This is a genomic window from Sporosarcina sp. BP05 (assembly GCF_014282005.1).
Classification (GTDB): domain Bacteria; phylum Bacillota; class Bacilli; order Bacillales_A; family Planococcaceae; genus Sporosarcina.
On record NZ_JACFTD010000017.1, the window covers coordinates 53,945 to 66,830 of the forward strand.

Annotated in this window: 11 protein-coding genes and 1 pseudogene; 1 reads left to right on the top strand and 11 read right to left on the bottom strand. The window is 37.2% G+C overall.

What is annotated here, in order from left to right; all coding sequences use genetic code 11:
- Positions 1–66 precede the first annotated feature (66 nt).
- The 11 genes and pseudogenes from H2672_RS15585 to H2672_RS15635 all read right to left on the bottom strand — a co-directional run bounded on the left by H2672_RS15585 (position 67) and on the right by H2672_RS15635 (position 9,551).
- A complete protein-coding gene (locus H2672_RS15585; protein WP_186672880.1) occupies positions 67–516 on the bottom strand; it encodes a hypothetical protein in 450 nt (149 codons plus the stop codon).
- Positions 517–838: 322 nt separating this feature from the next.
- A complete protein-coding gene (locus tag H2672_RS15590) occupies positions 839–1,432 on the bottom strand; it encodes a class I SAM-dependent methyltransferase (protein WP_186672881.1) in 594 nt (197 codons plus the stop codon).
- Positions 1,433–1,650: 218 nt separating this feature from the next.
- On the bottom strand, positions 1,651–2,685 hold the full coding sequence (locus H2672_RS15595; protein WP_186672882.1) for a hypothetical protein: 1,035 nt from the start codon (positions 2,683–2,685) through the stop codon (positions 1,651–1,653).
- Between the two features lie 27 nt (positions 2,686–2,712).
- Positions 2,713–3,525, bottom strand: coding sequence for a serine hydrolase domain-containing protein (locus H2672_RS15600; RefSeq protein WP_186672884.1), 813 nt, complete (start codon positions 3,523–3,525; stop codon positions 2,713–2,715).
- 472 nt (positions 3,526–3,997) lie between these two features.
- A complete protein-coding gene (locus tag H2672_RS15605) occupies positions 3,998–4,411 on the bottom strand; it encodes an SRPBCC family protein (RefSeq protein WP_186672885.1) in 414 nt (137 codons plus the stop codon).
- Position 4,412: 1 nt separating this feature from the next.
- Positions 4,413–5,432 (bottom strand): aldo/keto reductase, encoded by a 1,020-nt coding sequence (locus H2672_RS15610; RefSeq protein WP_186672886.1) that lies wholly within the window; start codon positions 5,430–5,432, stop codon positions 4,413–4,415.
- A 115-nt stretch (positions 5,433–5,547) separates the two neighbouring features.
- Positions 5,548–5,895 carry an SRPBCC family protein gene (locus H2672_RS15615; RefSeq protein WP_370569677.1) on the bottom strand — a complete coding sequence of 116 codons (348 nt, stop codon included), beginning with the start codon at positions 5,893–5,895 and terminating at the stop codon, positions 5,548–5,550.
- Between the two features lie 500 nt (positions 5,896–6,395).
- Entirely contained in the window at positions 6,396–6,698 is a 303-nt protein-coding gene (locus tag H2672_RS15620) for an ArsR/SmtB family transcription factor (RefSeq protein WP_186672887.1), read from the bottom strand.
- Between the two features lie 289 nt (positions 6,699–6,987).
- Positions 6,988–8,129, bottom strand: a protein-coding gene (locus tag H2672_RS15625) for an IS3 family transposase (protein WP_370569674.1) whose coding sequence is annotated in 2 segments (ribosomal slippage) — positions 6,988–7,895 and positions 7,895–8,129 — 1,143 coding nt in all. Because the reading frame shifts where the segments join, the coding sequence is not laid out codon by codon here.
- A gap of 168 nt (positions 8,130–8,297) precedes the next feature.
- Positions 8,298–8,810 (bottom strand): annotated as a pseudogene (locus H2672_RS15630) (recombinase family protein).
- A gap of 237 nt (positions 8,811–9,047) precedes the next feature.
- Entirely contained in the window at positions 9,048–9,551 is a 504-nt protein-coding gene (locus tag H2672_RS15635; protein ID WP_370569678.1) for a recombinase family protein, read from the bottom strand.
- Between the two features lie 1,421 nt (positions 9,552–10,972).
- Between H2672_RS15635 and ltrA the strand changes: the two genes are divergently transcribed.
- Entirely contained in the window at positions 10,973–12,790 is a 1,818-nt protein-coding gene (gene ltrA / locus H2672_RS15640; RefSeq protein WP_483315867.1) for a group II intron reverse transcriptase/maturase, read from the top strand.
- The last annotated feature ends 96 nt before the right edge of the window (positions 12,791–12,886 follow it).

Here is a 12,886-nt window from a genome sequence, read left to right on the forward strand (position 1 = left end):
GAATGGAGATGAAAAAGAAAATACACCACCCATAGGGGCAGTGTTGATCTTTGATCCAATGCTAGCTTATTCATGCCTTTCTATAAAGTCTTCAATCCATTTGTAGTCAAACGGTCCATTTGTAATCTCATATTGGTCATGAATCAGAAGGACTACATCTTTTTCAATAAGCGAATCAATGGTAATTCGTTTATCTGCATACTCAAGTTTAAAAATAAATTGTTCATTAGGATATTTGGTTGTGAAATTCCTTAATCCGACTTTCTTTACTCTATATTGACTAAAAAAGTCCACTAATTCTTGAATAGACTCAGAATCACTAATTGACCTATCGAACTCGCCAGCATGACTTTCAAGCGGTAAATTTCTATAATGAACTTCCACTATATCCTCAGCATCCATCACATCTACTAACTCTTTTTCGCGATAGTCATTCCATCTGATAATGATAAAAAGCAGTACAATAATAAGTATTATCGCAAATAAATAAAAATATTTATTCTTAATGTTTATCACCCCCCTCAATAATATAACAACGTCTTCCAATCAAAAATTATACCGTAATCTATTTTCCAATAATTCCAAATGTGTATTTTGCTAATTGTATCATATTTATCTTTTTATTCAGAATCCCCTTTTAATATAGTGAGATGAACGCGGAAAACAGAGTAAATAAAAAGCACCTAAACCCGCTGTCATTCCCTTTGTCGGAGAACTTACGAATTGAGGTGCTATTTCAAATTTTATTTTATACTATCTAGCGTTAAAAACCTTGTGATTTGATCTGTTATTTTGATTTTTGTACCTTTCAACTGAACGGGTTACAAGAATGTACAAGTCACTTTATATTCAAGCCCTTAATTGATAAGAACAATTTCTGATAGAGTGATTCTACATGTGTCACCTCGATACCTGCTAGCTCTATCATTGATAACGTATCACGGTTTAAATGACAACCATCACAGATTTTAGTCCATAAAGGATTCAGGATGTCTTGCGTTTTTCCGAATACAGGCTGTTTCATACGTACATGCTCAAAAAACATAATTTTAGCACCCGGTTTACTAACACGCCGGATTTCTTCCAACGCTTTTGACGGATTTGGAATCGTACAAAATACAAGCGTTGCGATAACTGTGTCAAATGTATCATCCACAAAAGGTAATGATTCAGCACTAGCTTCCAATACATCGATTGGCATATTTGCTTGCTCCAGACGCCGCTTCCCCCGCTCACTCATCAAAGGATTTGGTTCAATTGCAGTAACTTGAGTAGCAAACCCATAATACGGGAAATTTACCCCTGTCCCAGAGCCAATCTCCAAAACGTTTCCCCCTGCTTCACGCACAAGCTCAGTTCTTATTTTTTTAAATCTTGTCGCTTCTAATGGCCTCATCGCCAAATCGTAAAGCTGCGGAAACCAACTTCCCATTTAATCAGCGCCTTTTTGTGTTTTGTATAGTGCGTGTGTAAGGAACTATTAAAATGTACCTGTGTCAGACACAATGACACACAATTCATGCATTCAAGTAACTATACAAAAGTATAGAAAAACCGTATAGGCTTTGATTTACTTTGCATTATTATAGAATTTTATTTACTGAATAGTGCCACGCACAGGTCCCTGAAATTACCTGAAATTAGCATTACTTAAGAATAAAACTGCCATGATATAAGTAAAAAGATTAATATAACAATAGTAAAGATTGATAGAAGATAAATAGCCTTCTCGAATTTCGTTAAAGCTGCCTTTTTCCAATTAACTAGAATGAAAATAATAAAAACAACACTTGCAATAGTTAAAACATAATTTGCAACTATGTGTGGGAATACTTCGAAATATCCTCGATCACTATTACTCAACATCCTCATTGCTAATAAAATAATATTTACGATAAATGCTGTACCAACAATATTTAATAGGTAAATCCATTTTCTGATTTTTATAGAAGGCTTTTTTCTTCTCCAATTCAAAATACTAATTACGATTAAAACGAATGGGAAAGCAATAAAGTAAACTAAACAATAAATGAATAATACAGCACTTATTGTTAACCAAGATATACTTTTATCGAAAGGAAGGTAATCTGAAATCGATGTAGAAATTTGTTTAACTTCACCATTCTCCATCGTAAAATAAAGAACATTTGTAAGAATAAACATATTACTACCATTTGTCATTTTATAAACATTTGGATATGTTTGGACGTAATTAGCTTTCATACCTACCAAACTTACTTCAATTTCATTCGCATTTAGTGATTTCACTGTAAGTGGTATTAAATAGTAATACAAATTTAAGAAACCACTTTTCATTCTGCGAGTAGTAAGATACTTTCCTTCTGTTATTTGTGAGTTTGGTAAGTTCGCTAATTTTTCTTCATCTATCTCTTTTTCTCCAACCAGTTCCTTCGTCAGTCCATAGGAAATATCAGACTCTGAAGCTTGATTCGTTACTATTATTACTGCAAAATTTTCTTCAGGGACGATATGAAAATTACTTGAAAAGGAAACTGTATTTCCACCATGCGTAAATCCTTTAAACTTTCCATCATACTCCCAAAAACCATGTGCGATACCAGGGACATTTTCATTAATAGCATAACTTTGCGAAAGCATTGTAACTAGCGTATTTTCATCCTCAAACAAAACGTTTTCAATATCGGATTGTGGCATAAGTGCCATTGCAAACTTAGCTAAATCTTGCGCTGTTCAATTTATTCCACCGCTAGGATACATGGACATATAGTACGGTGTGGATAGTTTGAAATTTCCTTCTTCAATAAGCTCATATCCATTTACTTTGTTTTTTGTTATCTGCTCATTTCTCCCTAAAGACAAATAGGCAGTTGAATCTAGAATACCTAATTTTTGAAATATATGTTCATCAACATAGTCATTAAAGTCTTGTTCTGTAATTAATTGAACGATATATGCAGCTAGAGAAGTTGAGTAATTAGAATAAGCAACGACTTCACCTGGACGATATACTTGGTTTGGATCAGCAATTTTCAATCCTTCTTCTAAAGATTTTACACGGTATTCGGTAGCATATCCCGTATCAAAAATATTCTCCTCAAATCCAGCAGTGTGATTCATTAAATCCAACATAGTGATAGGAACATCATATGTTAGTTTTGTTAAAAATCCTTGCGGTAAATAGCTGTTTATATCTTCATCTAAATCGATTTTTCCTTGTTCGACTAATTGCATGACCGACACCCAGACAAACAATTTACTAACTGAACCCCATTCAAAAATAGCCGTATTCGGATTTATTTTAATCTGGTTTTCAATATCTCCATAACCATATCCTTTTGATAAAACAACTTTATTATCTTTCAAAATAACAATGCCCGCACCCGCAGTTGTTTCACCAATATATTCATTTACATAATCGTCTACGAACCGTTCTACATCGGATAATGGAATTCCAGATGGTGTTGTAAGTTCATTGGCATAAATTGTTTCGGTAAAAAACAAAGATAAAGCTAGTATCAATAAAATGGCAAATTTTTTATTCATGCGGCACCCCCTAAGAATAATTATATTAGCATTCATAAAGACAATTGAATCTTATTGCAAAGTGATTTCCAATGTATCGCATGCTGAATGACGTATTAGATTTTGGATGGTGTCAAATAATCGGTGCAACCAAAAAGGGGTACCTGTGTGAGACACAAAGACGAACAATTCACACGTTCAAGTAATAATACAAAAAGTAAAGAAAAATCGCATAGGTATTGATTTTCTTTGTATTATTATAGAATTGTATTGTATTTACTGAATAGGTACCTAACACTAAAATCGCATAGGTATTGACTTGTATTGTATTCACTGAGTAGCTGGTCACGGTAGTAGTTAACCCTAAATTTAAGCACATAAAAAAAGACCGCAATAAACGGTCTCCAGTTGTTGAACTAGCGGGTGCTTCGTTGGTGTGGAACGTTCCTGATTCAAATGAAATGTGGTCACACAATTTCGGTGAATATTATGATTAAAATGCTTGTTTTAATGCCTTTAAGCCATCTGCGTAGATGCCGTGGAATAGATTTATTGCTTCTTCGTCACTAACCCCTACAGGTGTGAAACTACCGGACCACTCTACCAGTGATGTTTTGCTATCGTCGGCGATTTCACGAACGCGGATTGTCGATTGATAATCAGTGACCGGAAACGGTGCTTTCATAATCGAATAAGAGTAGTACCGCTCTTTATTGTTGAATGCTTCTAAACTTTCAACAATCACATTACCATCAGGATTAGCTAGATGACGCACGCGTCCACCTTCGCTTAGTTCACTGCTGGGTATATAAGGTAGCCAATCTGGAAGTGAATCAAAGCCTCCGATTAATTGCCAAACTTTATCAGGTGAAGCTGGGATTTCAATTATTGTAGTAGTCTGTGCCATATTAATTACTCCCTTTCAAATTCATTGGTAGTGGTGCATTAGCTGCAACCAGTTTTTGTTCACGCATTTCCTGCCAAAATGCATCCGGAATAACAGTTTTCAATGCTGCCTGGTCTTCTGCGATTCGCTCAGGACGGCTAGCACCAGGAATGACGGCAGCCACTGCTGGATTAGCCAGCGAAAATTGTAAAGCAGCTGCTTTGATACTAATTCCGTGACGCTGTGTAATACCCTTCATTTTCTCAACCTTTGAAATAATTTCAGGAGATGCTTTCTGATACTCAAAGTGGGTACCTCCAGCAAGAATACCTGAGCTGTACGGACCACCGACAACGATGTCGACATTGTTTTTTAATGCCATAGGCATCACTCTTTGCAGTGCATGTTCATGATCTAATAATGAATAACGACCAGCTAGTAAAGTTATATCTGGCTTCGCTTCTTCTAGTTCCAGCATGAGCTCAATCGGTTCTACGCGGTTTACTCCGAGCCCCCAACCCTTAATGACTCCTTCTTCACGTAAACGTGTAAGCACACGGAATGCCCCTGTACGAGCACTTTCAAAATATGAAAGCCATTCATCGCCATAAAAATCCTGCGCGATATCATGAATATAAACAAAGTCTAGACGATCTGTTTGTAAACGTTTCAAGCTCTGCTCAATAGAACGGAGGGTTGCATCGGCACTATAGTCATTAATAATTTTATTCTTACGGCCAAATTCGAAAAGTCCTCCCTTTTCTCCCAAGTCACGCCCAGCCGGATCTTCCATTTCATCTAAAATGATTCGGCCTACCTTCGTACTCAACACATATTCATCACGATTACGTTTTGACAGTGCTTCACCAAGGCGAATCTCTGATAAACCAGCTCCGTAGAATGGGGCAGTATCAAAGTAACGAATCCCACTATCCCAAGCAGCATCTACAGTTGCCATAGCCTCTTCTTCCGGGATATTACGGAACATATTACCTAGTGGAGCAGTACCAAAACCTAATTTTCCTTTTAATATATCTTTCATATAAAATCCTCCTAAAATTTATTGGTATAGTATGAATTGATTTAGAAAATCACTTGTTAAATTTACAAATATCATTGTTTACATCAAAATTAATTATTACTGTCTATTTTTTAAATTATTGTTTTAATGCCTTTAAGTCATCCGCGTAGATGCCGTGGAATAGATTTATTGCTTCTTCGTCACTAACCCCTACAGGTGTAAAACTACCGGACCACTCTACCAGAGATGTTTTGCTGTCGCCGTCAATCTCACAAACTTGAATTGAAGATAGATAATCAGTGATCGGGAATGGTGCTTTCATAATTGAATAGGTGTAGTAGCGCTCTTTGTTATTAAATGCTTCCAAATGTTCTACAACAGCATCGCCATCAGAATTAGCTAGATGGCGCACGCGTCCACCCTCCCTTAGTTCACCGCTAGGTATATAAGGCAGCCAATCTGGAAGTGAATCAAAGCCTCCGATTAATTGTCAAACTTTATCAGGTGAAGCTGGGATTTCAATTGTTGTAGTAGTCTATGCCACATTAATCACTCCTTTTAATTTATTGGGAATAGTTCTGTCTTAGATGCCACCAATTTGTGTTCACGAATTGCCTGCGTAGTGTGGCTGGAATAATGGTGTTTATTTAATACTGACTGGTCTTCTTTATACCATCACATATCACTGATATCCCAAAATTGTTTAATAATAAACAACAATTTAATGTTCAAACTTGTGGGTTACACATTAATACATTACGCGAAATGACGATGCGTACTTGCAAAAAAAATAGCCTTCTTCACCACACACCCACATCGTCATTTAACACAATACCGATATGTAATCACAAAAAAAATGATGAAACAAAAACAGTCATTTATTATAAACACTCATAACGGACAAAGGACTAAAGAGATATTGAACAGGTTGTATAAAAGTACAACTGAAATCCTTAACTTACCTATAGGGATCTCTATTAACTTCTATATTTGATGCCCAATAATCTCTTTAAGTTGATGAAAAGCTTCTTCATTCCTTTTATAATATGTCCATTTCCCGCGACGACTTGTGGTCACAAGGCCAGCTCGATGTAGAATGGCAAGATGCTGAGATGCCGTTGATTGTGTAACATTTAATTTTTCATGGAACTGAGTTACACACACACCGACATTTTGAAAATCCATTACATCCTGAGACGTAAAATGTTTCACGGGCTCTTTTAACCATTCTAATATTTGCAACCTTGTTTCATTAGACAATGCTTTAAACACATCAATTGGTTTCATACTCTTATTATATCGTCATTTCACGATATGTCAAGTTGTATTTAACTAACTGATTTTCTATTTAGCTTCATCTTCATGAAAAGGACCTGTATGGTTCTAAGTCAATACCATGGACACAATAAAGTTAAGTCTTTTTCAAACAGGCATCAACTCAGTGAATATCCTGTATCCAGAGAAATCAATTAGTGAAATAGACACCTTTAATTAGTTTCTCTGGATACAGGAATTGAGTGTAGACTTTAACCTCTTGTTTATTCAGTTTATAAGGATAACTATAGCGTTCATCAAATCATGAGCCGATTTTGCTACGACAAGAGTCTTCTAGTTGCTGCGGCGTCATGTATTGAATTGCTCCGTGAATACGTTTCCGGTTGTACCAGGATTCGATATAATGAAAGAGTGCCAGCCTTGCCGATTCGTAATCCACATAGGTTGTACGGTACACTTCCTCTTTCTTTAAAGTTGCATGAAAAGACTCGATGCAGGCATTATCATATGGGCAGCCTTTGCGGCTAAATGAATGCCTCATTTTAGCGTCCGTCATGGCTTCTTCAAAGGCGTCACTCGTGTATTGACTTCCTAAATCAGTATGGAAAATAAGGCCTTCACCAGGTTGCTGGATGGTGATTGCGTTTGACAAGGCATCGAGGACTAAGTCCACTGTCATTGATTTTGAAAAGGAATAACCAACGATCTTTTTCGTATGCAGATCTAGAACGGAAGCCAAATAACACCAGGCGTTATTGCTTGTATGAATATAAGTAATATCCGCAACCCACTTCTGATTGATGTCGGTTGTCGTGAAATCTTGTTTCAGTATATTTTCTCTTTCCACCACTAATCCAGTGGACTTAGTTGGACGATATTTCTTTATGATAACGGATAAGATTTCTGCTTTTTTCATAATTCGTTGTACACGGTTTAGGCTAACTACAAAACCCTCTTCACCCAAAATAATATGGATCTTAGGGGCGCCATAACGCTGTTTACTTTCCGCATGAATGACTCGTATACGTTTCAAAATCTTTTCGTTTTCAATTTCATATGTAGATTTCACTTTATTGAATGATTGATAATACGTACTTCTGGGCACTTCAAGCACATGACACATCAATTGGATAGGCTGATTTTCCTTCTCCTGTTCAATGAAGTCAATAATTTCTTGTTCTGTTACTTTCTCGCGAATATGACCATAGCCTTTTTTAGGATGTCGACTTCCTGCTTGAGGCGAAGATTTTCTTTTTGAATCTCTGCAATGTCTTTCGGTGTTAGACCGTCAGCGCCTTCAACAGGTGAAAGTGCTTTAATCCACTTATAAATAGTTACTTCTGATACGTCATATTCGCGGTGGAGATCCCCTACAGATGTGCCAGATCTGTAAAGCTCGACAATTGTGTTTTTGAAATCATTATTATATCGTTTTTGTTTCATTCGGGACACGTCCTTCTCTTCTTTTTAGGATAGAGACTTAACTAACGTGTGTCCATACATCTATACTAACTCCAGTATCCTCTATACACAACAGGTTAATATATCACCTGTTGTACTCAGTAAGCGTTACTGGATAGCTCCTTTTTTGGCACGAATCAATATGCTTTTTTAAATGCCCGTTATTTCCTCCACTTGCTTATAGGAATTACTCTTCAGTAGATGTAAAGCGCGTTCTATCTGTTTTTTACCGTACTATTTAGGGCGACCCTCTTTGAAATCGGGATTCTGTTTTGCAATGGCTTTGCCTTCCTGCGTACGTTCCACTATCATATCCCGTTCAAACTCTGCAAAGGAACTCATGACGTTCAGGATCAATCGTCCTGTTGGCGTATCCTCCACTAAGCCCATATTCAGCACATTGGCCTTCACGCCGTTTTGCAGCAGGTCTTTGATAATTTCTGTACCAGATAACGCGGTACGGGCGAACCTATCCAGTTTCGTTACCATTAGCGTGCCACCTTCCTCCAATATAGAAAGTAATTCAACGAATTGTGGACGGTCTGCCTTAGTCCCCGTGAACTTCTCAGAATAGATTTTGTCGCAGCCTTCTTTCTCGAGCGCTTGAAGTTGTGCCTCAAGATCCTGGGATGCTGTACTTACTCTTGCGTATCCGTATTTCATTTATATATTAGCCCCTTTTTTGGGGTTTACTTATGACACTATGATACGACACCAATTAATACCTTGTGTCACTTTAATCTGTAAATTGCACCTGTTTTAAGTGATATTTTACACTTCAGATTAAGCCTATTTTAAACAATTAAAGCATCTATCCAAGCTGTGACCTGGTAGCAAGTGCTTTAAGTTTTATTTTGGAGTCTTTTCCAAATAGCGATAAATCGTCGTGCGAGACACGCCCTATTTTTCTGCAACATCTTTAATCGGTGTGCCACTTTCGATAAGTGATTTCATCATTTCAATATCTTTTTCACCAAACTTCTCTGGACGACCACCTAGACGACCACGCACTCTTGCTGCTACACGACCAGCAGCTGAACGTTCTTCTATTGAATTACGCTCAAATTCCGCAAACGCTGCGAACAAGTGGAACATCAATTGACCTGTTGCATTACTTTTATCCATTGTTAGGTATTCTTGTAGACTATGGAAGCCAACACCACGTTCATTCAAACTATTCACAACGTGAATCAGGTCCTGCATATTGCGACCAAGTCGATCCAGTCGCCAAACCACAATTGTATCCCCTTCACGTGCATACTCTAATGCTTCTGCTAATCCTGGACGCTGCTTCTTCGTACCACTCATCTTATCGTGAAAAATTTTACCACAACCATATTTCATTAGCGCATCCATTTGCAAATCCAAATTTTGTAATCCTGTTGATACACGTGGATATCCAATTTACACTGAAGTCACTCTTTCCTTATTTTTCTCAAAACTTGTTGTAGCATAAGATAGAATAAATCAGGTTATTGTACGTAGAATTGTGGACAGAGTTTTGTTACGAATAAGCCAATAAAAACCGTCCTTTTCAGATTGAACAGCAGTGTGTTCAGAAAGGTACGAGTTTTGGAACAAACGACAACTCCTATTAGATTAAGCTATAATAAAGTTGAGGAAAATTTATTTCAGATTGTTCAGCAATCGGGCCAAATTGTTGTGGAATGAATTGTACTGGTTCTTAGAAAACTGGTTTGTTTCAGAACGAAATTAGCAAGATGTTGAGGGGGGGAATTCATGTCATTGTTAAAACGGTTTTCTTTTTGGCTGCCTATATTGGCAGTTATTCACTACATATTTGAATTGTTGTATAACCCAGTTAAAGATATAATATTCGCCCTTGATCCCTTGCTAGGAAAAATATTTTGGGCGCTTAACATTCATGATTTTCTGTATGATAGCGAACATTCCAAAATCCTCTTTCCCGGCTTTTTGGTGCACCTTTTCGTATGGTTAATCTATGGTTTTATTATAGACTACATTATCAAAGTGTTATTCAGACAAGATAAACGATGATTGAGAGTGCGCACTTATTGGTTTGCAATTATCGGGTGCGATTGTTGGTGCGAAATGTTCCTAACTCAAATGAAATGTGGTCACACAATTTCGGTAAAGGTTAGGCAGTTTTAGGTTGCCTAAAACTGAAGGGTTATATCGAGAAGTCGAATGAGGAAGTAACGCTCCGAAAGGCTTCCCCTGCGTCGAGTAGCACGCGAATTAGTAAGAAGGAGCGTGTTATAAGCTCGGCTAATAGGCGTGAGAATTTACCGTAACAGTTTGGCTGACGAAAGCCTACCCGATGGGGTGGTGTGAATCATGATGCTTGGGTTGAACAGATATGGTGAGAATGCAATGTAAATACAATACAAAATGTATTGCTGACGAACTTCCGAATGTACGGGTCTAGACGCACGTTATATAGAAATGTATTTACTACCAAATGTAGGGTTAGCTGTGGATGAGTAAGAATCGACAATATAAAAATCCATCTTGTGTTACAGGCACATGCAATGCTAACAGGCTCAGAGGAAGCACCTAAGTTTGTTTCATAATAGATATAACTCAACGTTGTAAGCTGATAACGTGGAGGGCTTACTCTTGATGAAGCGTTGAAAAGGAAAAGAGTCGTGAGACTAGCGGTTCTATAACTTTTCTTCATATCAGTGAAAGTGGTGGCACAGTACCGTTGAAGCGTGTAATGAACGTGGAGGGATAGCCACTAGACTAATGAAAGATTCATTCAACCAAGCAAGACAGTTCTTATACGATTAATAAGGTTCTTGTAAGACTAATAGAGGTTCAGCTCCAAAGGAGCCACCGACTTGTTAAAACGTAAGAAACTGAGGCACAACGAGTATTATGATATGCAATATCATTTTGATTCTTTATATGCTAAAAGTGCTGATGGTCAAAATTTTTATGGATTACTCGATTTAATGCAATCCGATGAAAACATTCGATTAGCTTATCGTAATATTAAACGAAATACTGGCAGTACAACGGCTGGATATGATGAACTAACGATTGAAGATATAAGTCAATTATCCGTTATCGAAGTTGTATCTACGATACAACGGATGTTTAGGAGTTATACACCCAAAGCTGTTCGACGGGTATTTATCCCGAAGGCAAACGGGAAAACACGTCCTCTAGGAATTCCAACTATTTGGGATAGATTGTTCCAACAGTGTATTCTTCAAGTCCTCGAACCCATCTGTGAAGCAAAGTTTTATAAACACAGTTATGGTTTTAGACCCAATCGTAGTACACATCATGCGAAAGCCAGGTTCGAGACGCTTATTAATCGGGCTTGTCTATATCACTGTGTTGACGTCGATATTAAAGGGTTCTTCGACAATGTAAATCATGCCAAACTATTAAAACAAATGTGGTCGCTTGGTATTCGTGATAAGGCAATACTCTCTATTATTTCGCGTCTTTTAAAAGCTGAAGTTATAGGAGAAGGATTCCCAACCAAAGGTACTCCGCAAGGAGGAATATTATCACCCCTGCTATCTAACATTGTTTTAAATGAACTAGATTGGTGGGTTAGTTATCAATGGGAAAGCTTTGAAACACGAAAGCCGTATCAATCATATGCTGGCAGATACAATGCATTGAAAAAATCGAATCTGAAACACTGCTATATTGTGAGATACGCTGATGACTTCAAAATTCTTTGTCGTACTCGCTCGCAAGCGATAAAAATGCATTATGCAGTGAAGGATTTTCTTCAAACAAGGCTTCACCTTGAAATTAGTGGGGAAAAATCTAAAGTGGTCAACTTAAAGAAAAACTCATCAGAGTTTTTAGGGTTTCGTATTAAGGCACATCGGAAGCGGACGAATAAAAGAACGCTGTATGTTGCCCGATCCCATATGACCAAAAAGTCACTCGATAATGCACAGATAAAGCTTAAACAAGCAATAAAGGTAATTCAGAAACATCAATCACCTGAAAATGTTTGGCGATTCAATACGGTAATAATGGGAATACAGAATTATTATTCCGCAGCATCTCACATTACAAAAGACTTAAATGAGCTGAGCGGTCGTCTTAATAAAGCATTATTTAATCGTTTAAACGAAATGAGGAAAGAGGCAACGTTTCAGGAATTCACAAAAACCTTGCAAAAACGGTATAAAGGGTACGAATGTAAACTTTATAAAATAAAAGGAATGGTCATTGTTCCAATTCATGCCCAACGTTGTAAAGTGAATCTTAACTTCTCTCAATCAATCTGTAACTACACTACCGTAGGTAGAAATAAAATTCATCAAAGTTTGCGGGCAATAAATAAACAAGTCCTCGCTTATGTGATGAAGCAATATATCCCAAGTCGTTCTATCGAATATAACGACAATCGGATAAGCCGATTTATTGCACAATACGGAAAATGTGCCGTTACAGGAATTGAATTAGGAATGAACGATAGTCACTGTCATCATAAAACACCCTTTCATCTAACACAAGATGATTCTTACGGGAATTTAATGATAGTACACGAACCTGTTCATCGCCTCATTCATATGAAAAATCTAGAGAAAATACACGTGCTTTTAAACGTTCTTAAGTTAAATGGAAAACAACTTGAAAAGGTCAATGAATTGCGTGAGCTATGCCTGAACGAAGCAATCTGATTCTACATTTCATCTTGCATATACATAAAAATATTGAATGAGTTGGATTAGTTGGAACGCCGTATGCGATGAAAGTCGCTCGTACGGTGTGAAGTG